19 protein-coding genes and 4 pseudogenes are annotated in these 22,823 nt (G+C 69.7%); 11 read left to right on the top strand and 12 right to left on the bottom strand.

All coding sequences use genetic code 11. From position 1 onward, the window contains the following. Window positions 1-9: 9 nt before the first annotated feature. From ccrA to ABZ656_RS34230, 3 genes are all read right to left on the bottom strand, one after another. The gene (ccrA, locus tag ABZ656_RS34240) at window positions 10-1,347 is read right to left on the bottom strand and encodes a crotonyl-CoA carboxylase/reductase (RefSeq protein ID WP_101401794.1); all 1,338 of its coding nucleotides are present in this window, start codon (window positions 1,345-1,347) and stop codon (window positions 10-12) included. A 931-nt stretch (window positions 1,348-2,278) separates the two neighbouring features. Further along, complete coding sequence (locus tag ABZ656_RS34235; RefSeq protein ID WP_180362166.1) at window positions 2,279-3,091, bottom strand: TetR family transcriptional regulator; 813 nt, start codon at window positions 3,089-3,091, stop codon at window positions 2,279-2,281. Window positions 3,092-3,227: 136 nt separating this feature from the next. Further along, window positions 3,228-5,033, bottom strand: coding sequence for a 3-hydroxyacyl-CoA dehydrogenase family protein (locus ABZ656_RS34230; protein WP_101401796.1), 1,806 nt, complete (start codon window positions 5,031-5,033; stop codon window positions 3,228-3,230). Window positions 5,034-5,417: 384 nt separating this feature from the next. Between ABZ656_RS34230 and ABZ656_RS34225 the strand changes: the two genes are divergently transcribed. Next, complete coding sequence (locus ABZ656_RS34225; RefSeq protein ID WP_101401797.1) at window positions 5,418-5,987, top strand: adenylosuccinate lyase; 570 nt, start codon at window positions 5,418-5,420, stop codon at window positions 5,985-5,987. Between the two features lie 140 nt (window positions 5,988-6,127). On the opposite strand, the pseudogene ABZ656_RS34220 reads toward ABZ656_RS34225, so the two are convergent. The 4 genes and pseudogenes from ABZ656_RS34220 to ABZ656_RS34205 form a co-directional block, all read right to left on the bottom strand. Next, a pseudogene (locus ABZ656_RS34220) lies at window positions 6,128-6,664 on the bottom strand (GNAT family N-acetyltransferase). A 26-nt stretch (window positions 6,665-6,690) separates the two neighbouring features. Continuing rightward, window positions 6,691-7,089: a RidA family protein gene (locus tag ABZ656_RS34215; protein WP_054230293.1), complete on the bottom strand. Its 399-nt coding sequence runs from the start codon at window positions 7,087-7,089 to the stop codon at window positions 6,691-6,693. A 56-nt stretch (window positions 7,090-7,145) separates the two neighbouring features. After that, window positions 7,146-8,750: an alpha/beta hydrolase gene (locus tag ABZ656_RS34210; RefSeq protein ID WP_360273195.1), complete on the bottom strand. Its 1,605-nt coding sequence runs from the start codon at window positions 8,748-8,750 to the stop codon at window positions 7,146-7,148. 170 nt (window positions 8,751-8,920) lie between these two features. Beyond that, window positions 8,921-9,766, bottom strand: coding sequence for a radical SAM protein (locus tag ABZ656_RS34205; protein WP_360273192.1), 846 nt, complete (start codon window positions 9,764-9,766; stop codon window positions 8,921-8,923). On the opposite strand from ABZ656_RS34205, the pseudogene ABZ656_RS34200 reads away from it, so the two are divergent. Beyond that, window positions 9,767-9,907, top strand: a pseudogene (locus ABZ656_RS34200) (transposase); the annotation flags it as partial. Window positions 9,908-9,930: 23 nt separating this feature from the next. Here the strand turns inward: ABZ656_RS34200 and ABZ656_RS34195 are convergent. Then, window positions 9,931-10,656, bottom strand: coding sequence for a transposase (locus ABZ656_RS34195; RefSeq protein WP_360273189.1), 726 nt, complete (start codon window positions 10,654-10,656; stop codon window positions 9,931-9,933). Between the two features lie 14 nt (window positions 10,657-10,670). Here ABZ656_RS34195 and ABZ656_RS34190 point away from each other — a divergent pair, with 14 nt between their 5' ends. Continuing rightward, window positions 10,671-11,558: an IS630 family transposase gene (locus tag ABZ656_RS34190; RefSeq protein WP_360273186.1), complete on the top strand. Its 888-nt coding sequence runs from the start codon at window positions 10,671-10,673 to the stop codon at window positions 11,556-11,558. A gap of 358 nt (window positions 11,559-11,916) precedes the next feature. Here the strand turns inward: ABZ656_RS34190 and ABZ656_RS34185 are convergent, their stop codons facing one another. Further along, window positions 11,917-12,102 (bottom strand): hypothetical protein, encoded by a 186-nt coding sequence (locus ABZ656_RS34185; protein ID WP_360273183.1) that lies wholly within the window; start codon window positions 12,100-12,102, stop codon window positions 11,917-11,919. 298 nt (window positions 12,103-12,400) lie between these two features. Between ABZ656_RS34185 and ABZ656_RS34180 the strand changes: the two genes are divergently transcribed. The 3 genes and pseudogenes from ABZ656_RS34180 to ABZ656_RS34170 all read left to right on the top strand — a co-directional run bounded on the left by ABZ656_RS34180 (window position 12,401) and on the right by ABZ656_RS34170 (window position 15,540). Continuing rightward, window positions 12,401-13,846 (top strand): NF041680 family putative transposase, encoded by a 1,446-nt coding sequence (locus tag ABZ656_RS34180; protein WP_360273180.1) that lies wholly within the window; start codon window positions 12,401-12,403, stop codon window positions 13,844-13,846. 554 nt (window positions 13,847-14,400) lie between these two features. Further along, window positions 14,401-14,661 (top strand): hypothetical protein, encoded by a 261-nt coding sequence (locus tag ABZ656_RS34175; protein WP_101403883.1) that lies wholly within the window; start codon window positions 14,401-14,403, stop codon window positions 14,659-14,661. Between the two features lie 52 nt (window positions 14,662-14,713). Next, window positions 14,714-15,540 (top strand): annotated as a pseudogene (locus ABZ656_RS34170) (transposase family protein). A gap of 140 nt (window positions 15,541-15,680) precedes the next feature. On the opposite strand, the pseudogene ABZ656_RS34165 reads toward ABZ656_RS34170, so the two are convergent. The 3 genes and pseudogenes from ABZ656_RS34165 to ABZ656_RS34155 all read right to left on the bottom strand — a co-directional run. After that, window positions 15,681-15,977, bottom strand: a pseudogene (locus ABZ656_RS34165) (zinc-binding dehydrogenase); the annotation flags it as partial. Between the two features lie 2 nt (window positions 15,978-15,979). After that, window positions 15,980-16,678: an SDR family oxidoreductase gene (locus ABZ656_RS34160; RefSeq protein ID WP_360273177.1), complete on the bottom strand. Its 699-nt coding sequence runs from the start codon at window positions 16,676-16,678 to the stop codon at window positions 15,980-15,982. A 771-nt stretch (window positions 16,679-17,449) separates the two neighbouring features. After that, window positions 17,450-18,076: a TetR/AcrR family transcriptional regulator gene (locus ABZ656_RS34155; protein ID WP_101401801.1), complete on the bottom strand. Its 627-nt coding sequence runs from the start codon at window positions 18,074-18,076 to the stop codon at window positions 17,450-17,452. 136 nt (window positions 18,077-18,212) lie between these two features. Here ABZ656_RS34155 and ABZ656_RS34150 point away from each other — a divergent pair, with 136 nt between their 5' ends. From ABZ656_RS34150 to ABZ656_RS34130, 5 genes are all read left to right on the top strand, one after another. Then, on the top strand, window positions 18,213-19,670 hold the full coding sequence (locus ABZ656_RS34150; protein ID WP_101401802.1) for an MFS transporter: 1,458 nt from the start codon (window positions 18,213-18,215) through the stop codon (window positions 19,668-19,670). Window positions 19,671-19,927: 257 nt separating this feature from the next. Continuing rightward, complete coding sequence (locus tag ABZ656_RS34145) at window positions 19,928-20,761, top strand: alpha/beta hydrolase (protein WP_360273173.1); 834 nt, start codon at window positions 19,928-19,930, stop codon at window positions 20,759-20,761. An 87-nt stretch (window positions 20,762-20,848) separates the two neighbouring features. Continuing rightward, a complete protein-coding gene (locus ABZ656_RS34140; RefSeq protein WP_101401804.1) occupies window positions 20,849-21,604 on the top strand; it encodes an SDR family oxidoreductase in 756 nt (251 codons plus the stop codon). A gap of 324 nt (window positions 21,605-21,928) precedes the next feature. Continuing rightward, complete coding sequence (locus tag ABZ656_RS34135; protein WP_360273170.1) at window positions 21,929-22,078, top strand: hypothetical protein; 150 nt, start codon at window positions 21,929-21,931, stop codon at window positions 22,076-22,078. Window positions 22,079-22,154: 76 nt separating this feature from the next. Continuing rightward, window positions 22,155-22,823, top strand: a 669-nt coding sequence (locus ABZ656_RS34130) for an ISAs1 family transposase (RefSeq protein WP_360273167.1), incomplete at its 3' end; no start/stop codon positions are given.

Below are 22,823 nucleotides of genomic sequence, written 5' to 3'. Positions count from 1 at the left end.
GGGTGAACCTCAGACGTTCCGGAAGCGGTTGATGGCGTCGATGTGCTGGGCACGCTTCTCCTCGTCGCGCACGCCCAGGCCCTCGCGGGGCGCCAGCGTGAGCACGCCGACCTTGCCCTGGTGGAGGTTGCGGTGGACGTCGTACGCGGCCTGCCCGGTCTCCTCCAGGGAGTACACCTTGGAGAGCGTCGGGTGGATCTTGCCCTTGGCGACCAGCCGGTTGGCCTCCCAGGCCTCGCGGTAGTTGGCGAAGTGCGAGCCGATGATGCGCTTCAGGGACATCCACAGGTAGCGGTTGTCGTACTCGTGGTTGTAGCCCGAGGTCGAGGCACAGGTGACGATGGTGCCGCCCTTGCGGGTGACGTAGACGGAGGCGCCGAAGGTCTCGCGGCCCGGGTGCTCGAAGACGATGTCGACGTCCTCGCCGCCCGTCAGCTCACGGATGCGCTTGCCGAACCGCTTCCACTCCTTCGGGTCCTGGTTGTGCTCGTCCTTCCAGAACTTGAAGCCCTCGGCGTTGCGGTCGATGATCGCCTCGGCGCCCATCGCCCGGCAGATGTCCGCCTTCTGCTCGCTGCTGACGACACAGATGGGGTTGGCGCCACCGGCGAGCGCGAACTGCGTGGCGTACGAGCCGAGCCCGCCGCTCGCGCCCCAGATGAGGACGTTGTCGCCCTGCTTCATGCCGGCGCCGTTCCTCGACACGAGCTGCCGGTACGCGGTGGAGTTCACGAGCCCTGGAGCGGCGGCCTCCTCCCATGACAGGTGGTCGGGCTTGGGCATCAGCTGGTTGGACTTGACGAGGGCTATCTCGGCGAGGCCGCCGAAGTTGGTCTCGAAGCCCCAGATGCGCTGCTCGGGGTCGAGCATCGTGTCGTTGTGCCCGTCGCTGGACTCCAGCTCGACGGACAGGCAGTGCGCGACGACCTCGTCACCGGGCTTCCAGGCGTTGACGCCGGGGCCGGTGCGCAGGACGACGCCCGCGAGGTCGGAACCGATGATGTGGTACGGCAGGTCGTGGCGCTTGGTGAGCTCGCTGAGCCTGCCGTAGCGCTCCAGGAAACCGAAGGTCGACATCGGCTCGAAGATCGAGGTCCAGACCGAGTTGTAGTTGACGGAAGAGGCCATCACGGCCACCAGGGCCTCGCCCGGGCCGAGCTCCGGCACCGGCACGTCGTCCAGGTGGATCGACTTGCGGGGGTCCTTGTCGCGGGTGCTGAGCCCCGCGAACATCTCCGTCTCGTCCTTGTGCACGGTGATCGCGCGGTACGACTCGGGGAGCGGAAGAGCGGCGAAGTCGGCGGACGTGGCCGTCCGCGACTGAATCGCGTCCAGGATTTCCTTCACGGTGTTGCCTCCGGCGATGAGCGTCCTGAGGGAAGACGCTGAGGGTTACGTCGGTACTGCTGCTGGGAGTGAGGGGTGTGCCGTCGGTTCGGCGGAGGGGGTGGTGCGGTGGCAGCGCCGGGTTGGCGCAAAAGGTTGCCTGTGACGCAGGCGTCCGGGCGCGCTCGCCTGGGGGTACCCCCGGGCGGAGCCTGGGGGAGGCTTGCGGGGACAGCCGGCGTACGAAAGGTCTCTGCACGCCGGCCGCCCGGACAACATCAACGTATGGCACGCCGTGTCACCGTGCAAGGCACGGAGTGCCATGAGTTTCGCTCAGGTGAAATCTTTACGTAACACGTGAGCGATGATCGATCAGATCGACCGATGATCGATCAAAACGCACTGGTCAGAGGCGGTATGGAGGGGCCGTTCCGCCCGCCGGAAGGGCGTGGCGGCGGGCCGCTTCGGAGAACACCTGGTGTCGGTGGCGCGGCGTGAGGGTCCCGGTGTGGGGGCATGTGCGAGGGCGAGTCGGGGTGCGTCGGCGTTGCAGGGGGCCGGCGGGGCCATCCCCGGGAGTGCCGGGCATCGAGAGCGCCGGGCGGTCGATGACGAGGGGCGGTCGATGACGAGGGGCGCTCGGCGGCGGAGCCGGGGGTGCGGGCGACGGGACCAGAAGGGCGTACCGGCCTGAGGGCGGCACTTTTCGGCCCACGACTCGTCGCAGCGCCCGTCCGCCCCCTCGGCGCCGGCTCCACCCCCACACGCGCCCCCACACCGGCACGCTCACGCTCGCGCAACCCGGACAGCGCCGCTTCCGCGTACCCACCCCACCCGCAGGCCCGCGACACACAGCTCCGCACAGGCGCGGCGACCGCGGGCGATCCGGCTCCTGCTGCGGTGCGCGGAGGTGACCGGTCTTCTTGGGCGTGGCACGGTCTGGACCCGCGCTCTACGACCTTTCCCGCAGCGCCTGCTCGATGGTCCGCATGACCTGGTCCAACGGCGCGTCGACCCGGGCCACGGTCACCAGAACGTCGCCCTCGGTGAACGCGGACGCCGGCGCCGTACGGGGCGTGGTCTCCCGGCCGGCCCCGATCCCCGTCCCGAAGGTCTTGTGGACGATGGAGAAGGCGTGGTCCAGCTGCGCCTCGACGTCACCTTGACCCCCCGCCCGCAGCCAGCGTCGCAGGACATGGTTGTGCGCCGTGACCACGGCGGACGCGGCGACCTCCGCGAGCAGCGGATCGTCGTTGGCGTCGTCGTCGTGCGCGTGCTCGTCGAAGTGGCCCAGGAGATAGCGGGTGAAGAGCCGCTCGTAGCGGGCCACGGAGGCGATCTCGGCCTCCCGGAGCGTGGGTACCTCACGGGTCAGCTTGTAGCGCGAGACGGAGATCTCGGGCTGGGCCGCGTACATCGTCATGACTTCCTTGATGCCGCGGCACACCGTGTCGAGCGGGTGCTCGTGCGCCGGAGCCGCGTTGAGGACCGCCTCCGCGCGGATCAGGGTGTCGTCGTGATCGGGGAAGATCGCCTCTTCCTTGGAGCGGAAGTGGCGGAAGAACGTGCGGCGGGCCACCCCGGCCCGGGCCGCGATCTCGTCGACGGTGGTCGCCTCGTACCCCTTGGTCGCGAACAGCTCCATGGCCGCGGCCGCCAGTTCTCGGCGCATCTTGAGCCGCTGGGCGGCGGCGCGACTGCCCGCGGCGCTCTCCGGAGCGTCGGGCGTGGCTGGTGTACGTGAGGACTTGGCGGGCTGGGACATGACCCGAACGTACTGCATGTGCGCAGGGGAACGCGCACGTCCGGGGAACCCCCCGCCCTCGACGGGCGGGGGGCCGGCGGCCGGGCCGAGCAGTCCGCCCCAGTCGGCGGTGTCGCGCAGCCGGTCGCCGGGACGCTCAGCGGCGGGCATATTCGCGGAAGCCGCGGCCCGTCTTGCGGCCGAGGCAGCCCGCGGCCACCAAGTGCTCCAGGAGCGGCGCGGGGGCGAGACCCGGGTCGCGGAACTCGCGGTGCAGCACCTTCTCGATGGCGAGCGAGACGTCCAGACCGACGACGTCGAGGAGTTCGAACGGCCCCATCGGGTAGCCGCCGCCCAGCTTCATCGCGGCGTCGATGTCGTCGAGGGTGGCGTAGTGCTCCTGGACCATCTTGATCGCGTTGTTCAGGTACGGGAAGAGCAGCGCGTTCACGATGAAACCGGCCCGGTCCCCGCAGTCCACCGGGTGCTTGCGGATCTTCCCGCACAGCTCGCGGACCGTGGCGTGCACGTCGTCCGCGGTCAGGACGGTCCGGACCACCTCGACCAGCTTCATCGCCGGGGCCGGGTTGAAGAAGTGCATGCCGATCACGTCCTGGGGGCGTGAGGTGGCACGGGCGCAGGCGACGACGGGCAGCGAGGAGGTGGTCGTGGCGAGGATCGCGCCGGGCTTGCAGACCTTGTCGAACACCCCGAACAGCTGCTGCTTGACCTCCAGGTCCTCGGCCACCGCCTCCAGGGCGAGATCGACGTCGGCGAAGGCGTCGTACGAGCCCGCCGGGACGATCAGGTCCAGGGTGCTCGCGGCGGCCTCCGCCGTCATCCGGCCCTTGTCGACCGAGCGGGCCAGGGACTTGCCGATGCGGGCCTTCGCGGTCTGTGCCTTCTCCTCGGTGCGGGCGGCGAGGACGACCTCGTACCCGGCCTTCGCGAAGACCTCGGCGATGCCGGACGCCATGGTCCCCGAGCCCGCGACGCCGACGGAGCGGACCGTGCGGCCGGGGACCTCGGGGCCGCCGGAGAGGGGGGTCAGCGCGTCCCGCACGACCGTCGCGCTGCCGGGCGCCTCGTAGGAGTAGAAGCCGCGCCCCGACTTGCGGCCGGTCAGGCCCGCCTCGCTGAGCTGCTTGAGGATGGGCGCGGGGGCGTGCAGCCGGTCGCGTGACTCGGCGTACATGGCCTCCAGGACCGTGCGCGCGGTGTCGACGCCGATCAGGTCGAGCAGCGCGAGCGGGCCCATGGGCAGCCCGCAGCCGAGCTTCATCGCGGCGTCGATGTCCTCGCGGGAGGCGTACTTGGCCTCGTACATCGCGGCGGCCTGGTTGAGGTAGCCGAACAGCAGCCCGTCGGCGACGAAACCGGGGCGGTCGCCGACCGCGACGGGCTCCTTGCCGAGGTCGAGCGCGAGGTTGGTGACCGCGCTCACGGCAGCGGGCGCGGTCAGCACCGACGACACGACCTCGACCAGCTTCATCGCCGGGGCCGGGTTGAAGAAGTGCAGGCCGAGGACGCGCTCGGGGCGGGCCGAGTCGGCGGCCAGGCGCGTCACCGAGAGGGCATTGGTGCCGGTGGCCAGGATGGTGTCCGGACGCACGATGCCGTCCAGCGCCCGGAAGACCTGCTGTTTGATGTCGTACGACTCCGGGGTCACCTCGATGACCAGATCGGCGTCGGCGGCGGCCGTGAGGTCGGTGAAGGTGCGGAAGCGGGGCAGGGCGTCGGCGCGCTCCTGCTCGCTGAGACGCTCGCGTCGCACGGCGCGGGCGGTGGAGGCTTCGAGGGCGGAGACGGCCTGGGCGGCCGCGGCCTCGCTGATGTCGATGCCGATGACGTCGCGGCCGGCCCGGACGAGGACCTCGGCGATGCCGGTGCCCATCGTGCCGAGGCCGACGACGGCAATGGTCTTGAGCGGGGACAGAGGGGTGTCGGACAGGGGAGTTGCCATCGCGGGACTCCAGAAAGAGGGTGACGACTGAGGAGCGCACGCAGGTACGCCGAGGAGGCGCACGGAGTGCGGAGGTGTGGAGAGTGCGGGTGTTGCCGGGCTGACGAGCGCACACGCCCGGTGCCGTCCGAAGGGGGGTGCCCGCGAGGGCGCACCCAGGGAACGGTGAAGCCGACCGGCCCTGTCCCGGAGCCGTGTCGTACTGAGGTACCTGAGGTACCGAACCGACTGCTCTCACGGTGGCTGCGTCACCAGGCCACCGCGAGCAAGACGCGAGTGGGTAACTCGCTCGTCTGAGCTTAACTCGCCGGTAACGAGCGCGCCAGCCCCCGAGTTTGTGATGTACGTCCCGGAGTCATGGGGGCCGCGCCTAGGCTCGGCTTCATGGACGAAGAGTTGCGATCACTCACGGAGCGTCTACGAAACGAGGCGGGGGCTTCACCGGCGTACGAGCGACTCGTGGCGAGCGAGGACCCGGATGTGCTGGCGGCCGCGCTGACCGCGCCCGGACAGCCCTTGTGGGCACGGGAGTTGGTCGCCTTCCGGCTCGGACTCGCCGGGGACCGGCGGGCCTTCGAGGCGCTCGTCCTGCTGCTGAACCACCGCGACCCGCAGCGCTGCGCGTCCGCGGCACACGCGCTCGCCCGCCTCGGCGATCCGCGCACGGCCCGCGCGGCGGCCGCGCTCGCCACCAACGAACTGCGCGTCGCCTACGCGCTGCATCCCGTACGGCTCCTGGTCGAGCTGCGCGCCCCCGAGGCCGTGCCGGCGCTGATCACCACCCTGGGGCGCAGGTTGCGCCCCCACGACACCTACCGCAGAGTCGCCCTGGCCTGTGTGGAGGGGCTCGGGGCGCTGGGGGACGTACGTGCGAGACCCGTCCTGAACGAGGCGCTCGCCCATCCGGCACTCGCCGAGGCGGCGGTGCACGCGCTGGACCGACTGCCCGGGTGACACGGCGGGCGGCCGACGGGCCGCCTCCCGCAGCGCCTCGTCGACCGTGCTCACCGTGTCGTCGAGCTCCGGACCCGGCCCTTCGAGCGTAGTCCGTGACGTCCGCACGGGAACGGTCGGAACCGCAAAGAGTTCCCGCGCTACCGGAGCGCCCCGGTGCCGGCGCCGGGGCGCGTGAGGGTGCGGGCGTACCGGACCTCGGGCACGGCGACACCGTCCACCTCGAACGGCTCCTCGCCACCGTCGGGACCGAACCCGGCCTGTGCGTAGAACCGGCGTGCCCCGGTGTTTCCCCTGAGGACGCACAGCAGCATCCGCGCGTGCCCCGCGGCGGTGCAGCGGGCGATCGATTCCGTGAGAAGTGCGCGGCCCACCCCGGCCCCGACCCGCTCGGGATCGACGTAGATCGCGTACAGCTCGGCCGACCCGACGTCCTCGCCGCGGGCTTCGTCGTCCCGGTACGGGCCGTGGCAGGCCCAGCCGATCACCTCGCCGTCCCGCTAGGCGACCAGGTTCACGACCGCGCCACCGCCGCGCCCGAAACGCTCGCGCCGCCGGGCCGCGTCCTCGGCCACGCTGAGTGTGTCCAGGTACGACTGCGGCATCAGCCCCCGGTAGGCGGTCTGCCGGCCGCGGACGCGGATCTCGGCCACCCGCTCGCAGTCCGATAGGGCCATCTCCCGGATCCGGACCGGAGCCGCGCTCACTCGCCCACCACCGCGTACGCCTCGATCTCCATCAGGAACTCGGGGCGGACCAGCGCGGCGACCTGGACCGCCGACGCGGCCGGGAGGCGGTCCGCGGGTATGTGGGCGTCGCGGGCCGCGCGGACGGCCGGCATATGGGCCATGTCCGTGACGAAGAAGGTGAGTTTGACGACGTCGTCGAAGGTCGCCCCGGCGGCGGCCAGACAGCGGCGCAGGTTCTCGAACACCTGGCGGGCCTGCGCCGCCGCGTCGCCCGCGCCGACGAGCTTGCCGTCCTCGTCCAGGGCGAGCTGCCCCGAGACCGCCACGAAGCGGCCCGTACCGAGGACGACATGCGAGTACGCGGCGGCGGGGGCGACCCCGTCGGGGGCGGGAATGCGGGTCAGCTCACTCATGCGTCCATGGTGGACCATGGGTCTGACAACGCCCCCGACGGGCCGTCAGGGTGTGTTCAGCCGCGGTGGCCGAGCAGCCCGTGCAGCGTCGCGCCTGCCGAGGACGCACCGTCCGAGGCGGTGGACAGCGCCGCCTTCGTGCTCTTCGGTTCCGGATCCGGCAGCTTCTTGCACACGGCGTCGGCCACACCGCTGCCGTGCGGCACCTTGCCGTTGGTGAGGTACGTCGCCAGGTACTTGTCCAGGCAGGCGTTCCCGCTCAGCGTGATGCCGTGGTTCCCGCCACCCTGTTCGACCACCAGGCTGGAGCCGCGCAGCGCGTGGTGGACCGTCACGCCGCCCTGGTAGGGGGTGGCCGCGTCGTTCGTGGCCTGGAAGAGCAGCGTCGGCGGCAGCGCCTTGTTGGCGATGTTCACCGGCCGCAGCGTCTTCGTCGGCCAGAACGCGCACGGCGCGTTGTACCAGGCGTTGTTCCAGGCCATGAACGGCGCCTTGCCGTACACCGCCCAGTTGTCCTTGCGCCACTGGTTCCAGTCGCGCGGCCAGGACGCGTCACGGCACTGCACCGCGGTGTAGATGCTGTAGCCGTTGTCGCCGGAGGCGTTGACGGCGCCGAGGTTCTCGTAGGCCGCGACGAGCGGGGCCGTGTTCTTGTCGTTCACGTAGGCCGCGAACGCCTTGGCGAGGGAGGGCCAGTAGCCGTTGTAGTAGCCGCCCGGGATGAAGGTGTCCTCCAGTTCGGAGGCGCCCACCTTCTCGCCCGCGGGGTTCTTGGCGAGCGCCTTGCGCATGGCGTACCACTCGGCCTCGACCCCGGCCGGGTCCGTGCCGAGCTTGTAGGTCGCGTCGTGCTTGGCGACCCAGGCCATGAACGCCTGGTGGCGGTCGTTGAAGGCGTAGTCCTGACCGATGTTGTCCTCGTACCAGACGCCGCTGGGGTCGACGATGGAGTCGAGCACCAGACGGCGTACGCGCTGCGGGTAGAGCTTCGCGTACACGGCACCGATGTAGGTGCCGTACGAGTAACCGAAGTAGTTGATCTTCCTGGCGCCGAGCGCGGCGCGGATCGAGTCCATGTCCCGGACCGCGCTCACCGTGTCGATGTACGGCAGCAGGTCGGCGTACTTCTTGCCGCACGCCTTGGCGAAGGCCTTGGCGCGGTCCAGGTTGGCCTTCTCGATCGCGGGGGTACTGGGCACGGAGTCCGGGCGCACCGGGTTGAACGACCCGGGCCTGCAGTCCAGGGCGGGCTTGCCGGCGCCGACGCCGCGCGGGTCGAAGCCGATGACGTCGTACTGCGCCGCCACTGCCTTCGGCAGCGAGGAGGCGACGAATCCCGCCAGCGAGAGTCCGCTGCCGCCGGGACCGCCCGGGTTCACCAGCAGCGGTCCCTGGTACGTCTTCGCGGTGTGCGGGACGCGTGAGAGGGCGAGGGTGATCTGCCGGCCGTGGGGCTTGGTGTGGTCCAGCGGCACCTTCAGGGACGCGCATTGGAGCGTCGGATACTTACTGGTCCCGCACTTCTTCCAGGTGGGTTTCGCGATGGTGAGGGTGGTGCGCGGTGCGGTCGCGGAACCGGCGCTCGCGTCGGCGGGGATCGACGTGATCATCCCGGCCAGCACGGCGGCCGCCCCGCACAGAGCAGCTGCGCGTTTCTTCACAGAGCCTCCCAAGGACGGAGGATTTTGAGCCGTGCACGCCACGGCCTTCGCCGCATCGTCCCGGAAAGGGGCCCCGGAAGAATTCGTTCTGGACAGTCTTGACCCAATTGAGCCGTGTGATGCGCCCGGATGCCGTCAGGAACGGTCCGGGCAGCGGCCTTTCGCCGCGGTCAGAGCAGGGTGAGCTGGGTCGGCTCCGGCGTGGCGGGCGCCACCGGTTCGGCGGACTCGGAGGGCGCGGCGATCCTGCGGGACATCCCCGCGCGCGTGGGACCGATGCCGTACTCCTGGGCCAGTTCGTGGACCTGACGGGTGATCCGGCGCTGGTACCACTTCGGGGCGTACGCGCCCTCCGCGTACAGCCGCTCGTAACGTCGTACGAGATACGGGTGGTAGTGCTCCAGCCAGGCCATGAACCACTCCCGGGCGCCGGGCCGCAGATGCAGCACGAGCGGGGTCACCGAGGTGGCCCCGGAGGCCGCTATCGCCCGCACTGTGGCGCGCAGTTGGGCCGGGCTGTCGCCGAGGAAGGGGATCACGGGGGCCATCAGGACCCCGCAGCCGATGCCGTGGTCCGTGAGGGTGCGTACGACGTCCAGGCGGCGCTCCGGGGCCGGGGTGCCCGGCTCGACGGTGCGCCACAGCTGGGAGTCGGTGAAGCCGACGGAGACCGAGATCCCGACGTCGGTGACCTCGGAGGCCTGCTTCAGGAGGTCGAGGTCGCGCAGGATCAGCGTGCCCTTCGTCAGGATCGAGAAGGGGTTCGCGTGGTCGCGCAGGGCCGCGATGATGCCGGGCATCAGCCGGTAGCGGCCCTCGGCCCGCTGGTAGCAGTCGACGTTCGTGCCCATCGCGATGTGCTCGCCCTGCCAGCGGCGCGAGCCGAGCTGGCGGCGCAGCAGCTCCGGCGCGTTGACCTTCACCACGATCTGGGAGTCGAAGTCGAGTCCCGTGTCGAGGTCCAGATAGCTGTGGGTCTTGCGCGCGAAGCAGTACACACAGGTACTGCTTCTCACGCGGAGAAGGCGATCGAGGCATTCGCGAAGACCTACGGCACCAAGTGGCCCAAGGCCGTCGCGAAGATCACCGACGACGCCGAGGAACTGCTGGCGTTCTACGACTTCCCGGCCGAGCACAGGGTCCACCTGCGGACCACCGCTGTAATCGTCAGGAGGGCAGGTCACGGGCCAGCGCCGGGGATGGCGGGCAGGCGGGGCCTGCCGATCGGGCGCGTGGGCTGCCATTGGGCGGCCAGCAGAGCGTAGGCGCGTTCGGCCTGTTCGGCGATCTCGCGTTTGTGGCGGCGCAGTTGCTTGTTGTTGTAGTCGTAGCCCGCCCCGCGGCGGGCGTTCCGGCGTTCGGCGCCGGCGGTCAGCTCGTGCTTGCGGCGTTTGAAGGCGACCAGGCTCGGGCGGGCGAAGGCGTAGTCCTGCTCCTTGGTGACCAGGTGCCAGGCGATGACCGTGATCTTACGGGCGACCGCGACGATCGCGATCTGCATCCCGCGCCGGGCAGCGATCCGCTGGTGCAGGGCCCGCAGCGGGCCCGGGGAGCGCAGCGCGGCGAACGCGGCCTGCACCAGCATCCCGCGGGCCTTGCCGCAGCCGGCCTTGGTGATCCGGCCGTGATGGGCGGGTGTCCCGCCGGACTGGCGCACCCGCGGGTTCAGGCCGAGGTAGGACACGAGCTTGTCCGCGCTGTCGAAAGCGGTGGAAGTCCCGACGGCAGCCAGCACGGTGACCGCGGTCATCGCGTCCACCCCGGGGATGGTCATCAGGCGCCGCACGACCGGGTCGTCCAACGCCTCGGCGGCCAGCCGCCGTTCCACCTCGGCGAGTTCGCAGCCGTAGAAGTCGAGCTGGCGCAACAGGGCGCCCACGGTCTGCCGCTCGTACGGCCACTCCACTTCTCGTGATCGGCGTGCCCGCCTTGCCTGTTGCCCCTGCCCGTCTAATAGCCCTGACCGCCTCCGAGCGCAAGCGGCTCAAGACGATGGCCTACGGCCACAAGACCGAGTACCGGCTCCGCCAGCGCGCCCAGGTCGTTCTGCACGCGGCCCGGAATCGCTCCAACGCCCGCATCGCCCGGGAGACCGGGCTGCACCTGGACACCGTCCGCACCTGGCGCGGCCGGTTCGCCGAGCACCGCCTGCCCGCCCTGTCCGACCGCAAGCGCTCCGGTCGCCCCGCCTCCTTCACGCCGTTACAGACCGCGCAGGTCAAGGCCCTGGCCTGTCAGCTGCCTGCCGAGAGCGGCACACCGCTGTCGCGCTGGTCGGCTCCGGAGCTGGCCCGCGAGGTCGTCGCCCGCGCCATCGCCGGCGCGATCTCCGCCTCCACCGTGCGGCGCTGGCTCAAGCAGGATGCGCTCAAGCCCTGGCAGTACCAGTCCTGGATTTTCATCACCAACCCTGCCTTCCGCACCAGGGCCGAGCGCGTGCTCGGCCTCTATGCCCGCACCTGGAACGGCGAAGCGCTCGGCGCGGACGAGTACGTGATCAGCGCGGACGAGAAGACCTCCATCCAGGCCCGCTGCCGCTGCCACCCGACCCTGGCCCCCGGGCAGGCCAGGGCGATGCGGGTGAACCACACCTACAGCCGCGGTGGTGCGCTGGCCTACCTGGCCGCCTACGACGTTCACCACGCGAAGATCTTCGGCCGCTGCGAGCCGAGTACCGGCATCGCCCCGTTCACGGCCCTGGTCGACCAGGTCATGAACCAAGAAACCCTACGCCAGCGCGAAACGCGTGTTCTGGGTCGTCGACAACGGCTCCTCCCACCGGGGGGAAGAAAGCCATCGACCGCCTGACCACAGCGTTCCCGAACGCGGTCATGGTCCACACCCCCGTCCACGCCTCCTGGACGAACCAGATCTAGATCTTCTTCTCCATCGTCCAACGCAAGGTCGTCTCGCCCAACGACTTCACCGACCTCAACGAGGTCACCGACCGGCTCCGAGCCTTCGAAGGCCGGTACAACGCCCCGGCACAGCCGTTCCAGTGGAAGTTCACCACCTCCGACCTGGACGATCTGCTGGCCAGACTCGACCGACACACCGCCGATCACCCAGAAGAATCCTCCGCCGCCCCGGAAACATGATCAACCCCCGAAGGACTTACGACGCAGACCACTTAGCTTGTGCTTTATGGTCGGCGGCTTCGTTGAGGTCAGCAGCGCACGCGGGCGGTGTCACCGTCGATACGGACGATGCACTCTTTGAAGAGCACCATGGGCCGACCTTCGTCTTCGGCAACGAGCGTTAGTCCGAGGTCCATGATGGGCTTGATGGCCTGTGCTGTTCGAGAGCCGTCGGGGTCCGGGCCGTGCAGGGCCGCCCAGCTCTCGAACAGCACACGGACTCCTTCCCACCCGGGCCCCGGGATGAAGTGGCAGAGGAACGTTGGCTGATCAATTGCGTACTGCCGTAGTTCGCCGATCCGGGTGTCGCCCTGCTTGAGCCACCACGTCCCGTTCACTACTACTCCCATCAGCCACGACTTCAGGCGGGTTGCCTGGACCCGAACTCCGTTGTGCCGAATTGTCCGTCGAACTGAATCCCTCACGCGGAAGTTCACCAGACGTGTAGGCGGCCTCCGTCCGATTCTGTGCTCCGACCAAGGAATGCACCGAACCAGAACGAAGGCCGTGGGGATGAGCCTGCCGCACCTCGATGTCCCGGGGGAAGCGTTCGCCGAAGCGTCACGCTTTCGGGACGACTTCTTCGACTGCCTGACCACCCGCAGGGACGAGCTGTTCGAGCTGGCCGACGCGCTGCTGTGTGCGGACGGGCCGGTGACTGCGCCGGTGGACCTGACGTTGGTGGCCGAACATCGGCGCGGACACGGCGCGATGTACGACGCATTGAACAACGGGAACGTCGACGTTCCGCGACTGCGTCAAGTGCTGGCCGGGTTGCCCATGCCGCAGGCCGCCGACGGGCGCTTGGTCCTGGCGGTGGACATCACCCGTTGGCTCCGGCCGGACGCACCGACCAGTGCGGACCGCTTGTTCTGCCACGTCTACGGTCGCAGTGGCCGGTCCTCGGACCAGTTCGTACCGGGCTGGCCCTACTCGTTTGTCGCCGCCCTGGAATCGGGCCGGACCTCGTGGTGCCAGATCCTGGATGCTCTGCGGTTGGGGCCGGCCGACGACGTCGCCGAGGCCACCGCCAGCCAGGTTCGTCGCGTGGTCGAGGATCTCATCGACATGGGCCGATGGCACGTCGGAGACGCCGACATCCTGATCGTCTTCGACGCCGGCTACGACGCTCCACGCATGGCTCACCTGCTGAAAGGGCTGCCGGTGGAGGTCCTCGGGCGAATGCGCACGGACCGCGTGATGCGCAAGCCGGTCCCGGTTCCCTGGATCTCCCCGCCGGAGGGTGGACGGCCGCCGAAGCACGGCAAGGAGTTTCGCTTTGCCCGCCCGGACACATGGGGTGATCCGGATGCCGCGACGGCGCAGGTCACGGACCGCTACGGGACTGTCCGCGCGCTGGCCTGGGACCGCATTCACCCCAGGCTGACCACTCGGTCCGCGTGGATCGACCACACCGGCCCCCTGCCGGTCATCGAAGGCACCCAGATCCGCCTGGAAGTCGACCGATTGCCCGCCGGCGGGGACCCGCTGCCACTCTGGCTCTGGTCGTCCGCCACCGACCTGAGCGGCGAAGACGTCGATCTGCGCTGGCAGGCGTTCCTCCGCCGGTTCGACCTGGAGCACACCTTCAGAATGATCAAGCAGACGCTCGGCTGGACCCGCCCGAAACTCCGCACACCCGCGGCAGCAGACCGATGGACCTGGCTGATCATCGCCGCCCACACTCAACTCCGCCTCGCCCGGCCCCTTGTCGAAGACCTCCGCCGCCCCTGGGAACGTCACGCGAAGCCCGGTCGACTCACCCCCGCCCGCGTTCGCCGCGGGTTCAGGAACCTCAGCCCCCACATGCCATGCCCAGCCCGTGCACCCAAACCGAACCAGCCAGGCCCGGGCAGACCCCTCGGCTCCAAGAACCGACACCCCGCCACCCGCTACGACGTGGGCAAGACAGTCAAACGACCCGAGACGATCACCGAACGCAACCAGGCCAGACCATAAAGCACAAGCTTAGAGGCCGCGCGGATAGGCGTAGTAAGGCATCCCGGCAGCAAGGCAGGCGCAGGTCCTGACGATCATGGAGTTGCGACGTTCTGTGATCACCTGGGAGACCTGTGCCTGTACTGCCATCGTGGCTGACCGAACCCCTCTGGGATCAGTGAGCGGTGTGCATCGTGAAGTCGCAGGTCACGGGTCTGGTGTGAATGGCGAGTTGGGTACTCGTGCCGGTCGGCGGCCGATGACCATGGCGTAGATCATCGGGCAGGTCCGGCTCCGGCGGGATGCCGGGTTCGGCTGCGCCCACGACCGGCCCCCGCCTACGATCCGTCAGCAGGTCGGCACGCCGTGAGAACACGGGAGGGCGCGGGGATGCAGGAGCGGCAGTGGATCACCGCCCGCCGGAGCGAACTGGACGCCCTCGCCGAGGAGTTGACCAAGCAGCTCCAGGAGGTCCAGGCCGAACGGGATGAACTGGCGATCGCGGAACGGGTGTTGAACCGCCTGGCCGACAGGACCGGGCCGACGCCGAGGCTGTCGCTCCGGTATCGGCGAAGATGGCCGGGCGGGCAGTCCTGCCCATCCCGCACCGCAGCGACGCGGCTGATGAGGGCGCGCTACCCGGCGACTACCGCGAGATCCTGGCGATCGTGCGGGAGGCCAACGGCCCGGTGCAGGTCAGGGCGGTCGGCGAGCGGCTGGGTCTGGACGCCTCGGTGCGCGGCAAGCTGGAACCTTTGCGGGCGAAGATGACCAAGCTCGCCGACCGCGGCTGGCTGCACAAGCGGGGCGACGGGCGGTTCACGGCACGTCCGTAGTCGCGCGGGGGCGCATCCGTAACTCACGGATCCCCGACGGCAGTTGAGTGGTGTGAAGAAAGATAACGGTCTCGCCGAGGGTCCTGACGGCCTTGTTTACACCGCCCGCCTGCCGCTGTCGAGCGCGACCTTGAACTATCTCGCCGACCTGATACGCGGCCACCTGAAGAAGATCGGCTCGCGGTGGCGGGCGTTGCCCGCGGGGAAGATCGCCGGCATCGTGCTGGCGGTGCTGCGCTGTGACCAGCGGCCCGGCGATCTGGCCGGCGGGAACGGGGTGCACCGCACCACCGTGAGCCGGTGGGTGCGCGAGGTCGTCGGCCTGCTGGCCGCTCGCGCCCCGCGCCTGGACCGCGCGTTGAAGAAGCTCGCCCGAAAGGGTGGCGGCGTGGTCCTGCTGGACGGCTCCCTCATACGCACCCGCCGTCGCACCGGAGCGGACAACCGGCCGAACTACTCGGGCAAAACCAAATGCCATGGCCTCCTCGTGATCGCGCTCACCGACGACCGCGGTCGACTGGTGTGGATCTCTGCGGTGCGGCCCGGACGCACGTCGGAGGTCACCGCCTGCGGCACGACAAGCTCACCGCCCACTTGCGGGCCGCCGGGCTCGGCGCCATCGCCGACCTGGGGTTCGTCGGCCTCGACGACAGCGGCCCGGACGCCGACCCGGCGGTGATCACCGGCTACAGGGCGGCCCGGAACCGGCCCCTGACCCGTGGCCAGAAGCTGTCCAACAAGGCGCTGGCCCCGGTTGAGCACGGCTTCGCCCATCTGAAGAACTGGAGAGTTCTCGGCAAGGTCCGCACGGATCCGAGGTGGGCGACCGCGCTGGTGCGGGCCCTGCTGGTGCTTACGAACCGGGAAGTGGCCCGCTGACGAATGATCTTGTCGGTGGACTACCGCTCCGGACCTGCCCGAGTTTCCTGATGCCTACGCGCACCAGGCCGTCTGACGTGCAGTTTTCATTACGCGCGGGTCTCATTGGGGCTCCGGTCACGCGAGGCCCCACGACGGGATCAGACGGTGAGGACGAGCTTGCCCTGGAGGTGGCCGCCGTCGAGCAGCCGGTGCGCGTCGGCGACGCGCTCGAACGGGAACGTCTCTTGCACGTGGACCTGGAGCCTGCCCTGTTCGACGAGTTCGACGAGACCTCGCAGGCCGACCGGATCGGGGTCGACCGCGATGCCGCTGAAGCGCATGCCGGCCGCCTCGTACTTGGCGACGAGCTTCGGATCCCCCTCGGCGACCGCCGTCACCAGGTGACCGCCCGGGCGGAGCACTTCGAGCGACCGCTCGACGGTGTCGCCGCCGATCCCTAGGCCAGCTGGTCGTACAGCCGGGACAGGTCCCCGGCCAGGCCTGCCTTGACCTGGCGGGTGAGGTCGTCGCCGAGGACCTCGTACGCGCCCGTCTCGACGCCGTCGAGGGCGAGGGCCGCGATGTCACGCGGGTCGGACTTGGGCGCGGCGACACCGGCCGCCAGGTCTGTGTCTACGTACCCCATGTGCAGTCCGGTGACGGAGATGCCGCGCGGCTGCAGTTCCAGGCGCAGGGAGTTGGACTGCGACCACAGGGCGGCCTTGGAAGCGCTGTAGGAGCCGCCGAGTGCCAGCCAGGAGAGCACGGAGTGCACGTTGAGGATGTGGCCGCCGCCGTTGCGCTCGATGATCGGCACGAAGGCGCGGGTGAGCAGCAGCGGCCCGTAGAAGTTGGTCTCGAACTCCCTGCGTACGTCGTCGACGGGGGAGTCGAGGAAGGAGGCGCCGACCACGGCACCGGCGTTGTTGATCAGCACGGTGACGTCCTGCGCCTGTGCGGCGGCCGCGGCCACGGAGGCCGGGTCGGTGACCTCCAGGGCTACCGGGACCGCGTCGGGGTGCGTCACGGTGCGCGGGTCGCGGGCCGTGGCGTAGACCTTGGCGGCTCCACGCGCGTACAGCTCTTCCACCAGCGCCTTGCCGATGCCCCGGCTGCCGCCGGTGACGAAGACGTTGGCGCCCTTCAATGCGGTCATGACTGCCTCCACAAGAGTTGGAAAACCGTTCGGTTTCCAACACGGTAAACCGATCGGTTTCCAGGCGCAAGTGCAAGCAGGAACTGATGTGGGTCGGGGAGGGTCTGGTGGCGGGCCGGCAGCGGGGATGGCCGGGCCACGATCTCTCTGCCCTGGGCCAGGACGATGACCTCGTCGTTGCCGCAGAACACGGTCACCGTCCCGCCGATCGCCCCGCGGGGTCGACGGAGTAGTCACAGGTGTCGACGCGGACACTGAGGTCATGCCCCAGGCGGGTCGGGAAGCGTTTCCAGGACGGCGGGTCAACGGGTGGCAGTGCGAGCATCCCGGCCCGAGCCGCCTCCCACCGGTTGCTCGGGCGGATCCCAAGGGCAGTGGGCGCGCCCGCATCCATGGGGATGGCGCCAAGGTCCACGAGTGCGACAACACCGCGGCGAACCGCTCACAGCACCCGCGGGGATGGCACCCAGCTCTACGAGGGCACCGAGGTGGAGCGCTGGCACGAATTCCTGCAAACGGGGTTCGAGGAGGCGGAGTGGCGGCCGAAGTGCCACCGTCTGCTGGGCGGTGAGGCGTTCGGCCGACTGACCGTGCACTTCAAGCCCGACGACACCGCGCATGCGGTGGAGCAACTCGACTGGATGCGGGCGCAGTTCTTCGGCAACCACCCAGACGACCGCCCGGCGGCGCGAAAACATTCGGGCCGTGCCTCCGCGGCGTCGAAGTGGGCCGACCGCATCGCATGCCTGCTCAACGAGGCCGGCCGCGTCCTTATCCGCGGTGGCGTGGGCGGGGCAGGAGTGCGAACGCGCTCTCCGCGATCGAGGTCAGGCGGCCAAGGCTTTGGCCGGACGCGCCTGCGGCATCGATCCCGCGGATGAGGGTCAGCAGAAGGTAGGCAAGGTCGTCGGGATCCGCGTCGGGGCCGATGTCGCCGTTGCGCTGCGCCGCTCGCACGCACTCGGCCACCGACGTCGCGACCGCGGAGAAGGTGGCGTGGGCGATGCGTGCCACCTCGGGGTCGGAGGTGCCGATCTCCAGGGCCGTCTTGGCAGCGAAGCAGGCCGCGGCCGCCCGGTCGGGGGCGGGGGGGACGTCGTCGGCGAGTGGCACCCCGTCGACGGCGCCGAGCAGGAACCCATGCAGTCGTTCCAGGGCGCCCTCGTCCGGTCCGGCGAGCGCCTCCACCGCCGACTGCGTCAGCCGGGCGGAGTAGCCGTCCATCGCCTGCAGCAGCACGCCGTGCTTGCTGCCGAACGCGGCGTAGAGGCTGCCGCTGCCCAGGCCGGTGGCGGCGCTGATGTCCTCGACACTCGTGCCGTTGTAGCCCGTGGTGCGGAACTGCCGCTCGGCGGCATGGATGACGTGGTCGCGGTCGAAGCTTCGTGGTCTTGCCATACGGAGACGGTACGGCCGACCTACCGTTCTTGACAACTCACTACAGAACTGCCAAGGTTCTTGAGCGTTCACTACATAACCAACCTGAGCTCGCCGGACCGGCTGCGTGCACGCCTGGCGCGATTGAGAGCAACACATGTCCACTCAGAACTCCGCCGCGCTGCCCGGCGTCGCGGCGCCTTCCCGGCCGACAAGGCCCGGCCTGATCCTCGCGATCCTGGCGACGGCGAGTTTCATCGCCGTACTGGATCTGTACATCACGAACGTCGGCCTGTCCTACATCGGCAGCGGTGTCCACGAGACCTCGCTGTCGAGCCTGAGCTGGGTGCTCAGCGCGTACGCGATCACCTACGCCGCGCTTCTCGTCCCCGCGGGAAGACTTGCCGACCGCTACGGACCCAAGGGCGGCTTCGTCCTCGGCATGGCCGTGTTCACCGCCGCCAGCATCGGCTGCGGTCTGAGCGGCAACATCGTCGCCCTGATCGCGTTCCGGGTCCTGCAGGCCGCCGGCGGCGCACTGCTGACCCCGACGAGCCTCGGGCTCGTCCTCACGACCGCGCCGGCCGAAAAGGTCTCCGCGTACGTCAAGGTCTGGTTCACCGCCAGTGTCCTGGCCGCCTCGGCCGGACCCCTCCTGGGCGGCCTTCTCGTGGAGGCGTCGTGGCGGTGGCTGTTCCTGATCAACGTGCCCTTCGGAGTGATCGCGGTCATCGGCGCCCTGCGGTTCGTGCCCAATCAGCGGCACGACCAGAACGCGCGCATCCCCGATGCGATCGGCACGCTCCTGCTCATCGTCGCGATCGGCTCCCTCGCGCTGGCAGTGGTGCAGGGCCCCGACTGGGGCTGGTCGTCCGGCCGTGACATCGGCTCGTTCGCCGTTGCCGCCGTCGCCACCGCCGCCTTCATCGGCCGGTCCGCCAACCACCCCTCGCCCGTCATGCGACTGGACCTGATGCGTGACCGGGTCTTCGCCTCCGCCAACATCGCGGCCCTTCTCACGCTCGCCTCGTTCTCGATCATGCTCCTGTCGGTGATCCTCTGGATGCAGGGACACTGGCACTACTCCGCGATCAAGGTCGGCCTGGCCTCGGCACCCGGTCCGGCGGTCGTGCCGATCTTCGCGGCCATCGCGGAGACCCTGCAGCAGAAGAAGAAGGTGCCGGCCGGCGCCATCGCCGCCGCAGGCGCGCTGATCGTGGGCGTCGGCGCGGCACTGTTGGCGGTCCGAGTGGGGAACGATCCCAGCTATGCCGCGGACTTCCTGCCCGCCTGGCTCGTCGTCGGCGCGGGAGTGGGCCTGGCCCTGCCCACGATCCTGTCCAGCGCCACGGTGGATCTCGCGCCGGAGGACTCCGCGACCGGCAGCGCGATCGTCAGCATGTTCCAGCAGATCGGTTCCGTGATCGGCGTCAGCGTCCTGGTCGCCGTCCTCGGTGTCGCCTCCGGTGGGGCGAGCCTCGAGGTGTTCCGCCACAGCTGGTGGGTGGCCGCCGGCATCGCCGCTCTCGGGATCATCGTCAGCCTCGGCCTCACGCCACGGAAGAAGGCAGCGGCAGACCGGTCCGTCCCGATCGGCGTACCGGCCGGGGACTGACCGCTCCACAGCAGACCGGGGGCGGGCTCCCTCCGGTGAACGGCCGCCGTCGTGACCGTTCACCGGCACCGCCCCGGCTTCAGACAGCCGTACTCGCCACTTGGTCCGGGACTACTGGACCGCAACGCCGCGAAGGCACCTTGGAGATTGAATTCATGACACAGCTAACACAGCGACCGCCGCTCGGCGAGGACTCCCCGGCCAGGGGATCCCGAACAGGTGACCGGGTCCGTCATCGGACGGTTCAGGTGGGCGGAGTGGAGGTTCCGATCCTTGAGGCCGGCAGCGGGCCGCTGGTCCTCTGCCTCCACGGATTTCCCGACCATGCCGCCAGCTGGACGGGCATACTCGACCGCCTTGCACAGGAGGGGTATTGGGCGGTCGCGCCCGCACAGCGCGGATACTGGCCCGGGGGCGCGGCGCCCGACGGCTCCTATCGCCCGTACTCGACCGGACAGGACGCCCTGGCCCTGATTGAAGTGCTCGGGCGCGAGCAGGCGGATCTCATCGGTCACGACTTCGGTGCTGCGGCGGCGTACGCGGCAGCGAACCTCGACGCGACACGTGTCCGCAAGCTTGTCACCATGGCGGTTCCCCATGGCCGCCAAGTGCTGAACGCATTCGTCAGCGACGGCGATCAGCAGCGACGCAGCTGGTACATGTTCTTCTTCCAGACAGCCATGGCGGAGGCGGCCGTCGAGCTCGACGACTTCGCCTTCATCGACCGGCTCTGGCGGGAATGGTCACCCGGCTACGAGCTGCCGGATGCGGAGCGTGCCGCGCTCAAGGAAACCCTCCGTGCTCCAGGAGTCCTGACCGAGACCCTGGGCTACTACCGCCAGGCGTTCTCGCCCCCCGCGGACGAGGCGGCCCAAGCCCTGGCAACCCGGTCGTACGGTGCCATCACCGTCCCCTCGCTCTACCTCCACGGGGCCGACGACAACTGCATGTCCGCGGAGTTGAGCGCCGGCATGGACGACCTGTTCACGAACGGCCTCGAACGCATCGTCGTACCCGGCGCAGGGCACTTCCTGCACCTCGAGCAGCCCAAGACGGTCGCCGACCACATATTGGGCTTTCTGAACAGCTGACGCCCCTCCGACCAGCCAGGGCTCGAATCATTCCTCGGGAGGCCACACCCGTGGCCCCAATCCTGCGAACAAGGAGTATCACCCGCCATGTCGTCAATCCTCATCACTGGCGCCTCCAAGGGCGTCGGCCGTGCAACCGCCGCCGAGCTCGCCAAGCGTGGCCACCGCGTCATCGCGACGGCGCGCGACCCCCGCTCGCTCGACGGTCTCGATGTCGCCGAGCGCCTGCGTCTCGATGTGACCGACCAGGCCAGTGTCGACGCAGCCATCAAGGACGCCGGGGAAATCGACACCCTGATCTCCAACGCTGGTGCCATCTTCGCCGCCGCGGTCGAGGCGAGCCCGCTGGACGAGATCGAGCGCCTCTACTCCCACAACACCGTCGGTGCGATCCGCGTGACGCAGGCCGTGCTGCCGCAGATGCGTCAGCGCAACAAGGGCCGCCTCATCTTCGTCTCCAGCGTCGGTGGACGCACCGTCCACCCCAGCCAAGCCGCCTACGGCGCCACCAAGTGGGCGCTCGAGGCGTTCGGTGAGACGCTGGCGCTCGAGCTCGCGGGCTTCGGCGTCGACGTCACCCTGGCCGAGCCGGGCCCGATCAGCTCGGGCGCGCTGGACGACGTGTTGTCCTACCGCCTCTCGGACGACCCCTACGCGGCGCTCCTCGACGGACCCGGGATCCCGGCCGAGATGATGAGCAGTCCCGAGCAGGTTGCTGCAGTCCTTGCCGATCTCGTCGAGAGCCCGGAGGTCCCCCTGCGTGTGCCGGTAGGCCCGGTCGCCGAGCACGTGATCAATGCCCGCAACTCGGCACCCTGGGACCGGCCCTTCGTCCTCGGCTGAACACCGCCCACACTTCTGGGGGCGAGGCGCAACGAGTGCCCAGCCACGGGCAGTTGCTCCTCGCCACCCGGTGAATGCGACGACGGTGAACCGCTCCGGGTTCCGAATCTGCCACTTGGCCGGGATTTGGCCCGCCTGCCGCGGTCCGGCACGCGCATCGCCGAGACCGGGCTCGACGAGGTCGAGCGAAACCTCGGCCACTACCTCGGCCTCGTCTGCCAACCGGCCGGTCAGCAGGCACGGGCAGCCGACGTCACGGCGCCGACCCACCACGCGGTTCCAAGAACGCATCAGAGTGACTCTGAACTGGAAGGAGAAAGCCACATGACCGACGTGCACATCGACGCGCCTCACGCGGCCGCCCAAAGGGGCATCACGGAGTGGCACCGCATCGTCACGGAGTCCGACTGGGACCGGCTCCAGGGCTTCGGCGTAGTCGCCGGGCGTCCGGTTCATGACGGTCTGCCAGGTTGATGCCCAGGGAGAGCGGAACAGGCACGGCTTCCAAGATCATGGAGTTCTCGACGCCCCGTGATCTGCCTGGAAGACCGTGCCTGCCGAAGCATCATCGCTGATCCCGCCTGCCCTTGACCAACTGCGCGACCATCCCCAGGTCGCGCCGGAAGACGTGCCCGGGCTGCTGGACCGCCTCGCCCAGGTGCCCGATCCGCGTGACCCCCGTGGAGTGCGCCACGCTCTGGTCGGCGTCCTTGCCCTGGCCGCCTGCGCGGTGCTGGCGGGGGCAACGTCACTGCTGGCGGTCGGCGAGTGGATCAGCGACGCTCCGCCCCACGTGCTGGAACACGTCGGTGTGCGGCTCGACCCCCTGTTCCCTAACCGGTCCCTGCCTGCGGAAACGACGGTTCGACGGCTGCTGGCCCGGATCGACGGCGACGCACTGGACCTGGCGGTCGGCCGCTGGCTCACCGACTGCCGCAACCGAGCCAGGGGCCGGCTGCGCGGCCTGGCGGTCGACGGCAAGAGCCTTCGCGGAGCGGCCAGGGCCAATGGCCGCAAGATCCACCTGCTCGCAGCCCTGGACCACACCACCGGCCTGGTCCTGGCCCAGCTGGACGTGCAGGAAAAGACGAACGAAATCACCTGCTTCCAGCCGTTACTGGAGACCATGGCCGATCTGGCCGGGGTGGTCGTCACCAGCGACGCCATGCACACCCAACGCGAGCACGCCGACTACCTCCTCGGCCGCGAAGCCCACTAC

It is taken from the genome of Streptomyces sp. NPDC007095 (genome assembly GCF_040634475.1).
Taxonomy (GTDB): Bacteria; Actinomycetota; Actinomycetes; order Streptomycetales; family Streptomycetaceae; genus Streptomyces.
This window is presented reverse-complemented; position numbering and strand designations above follow the sequence as displayed.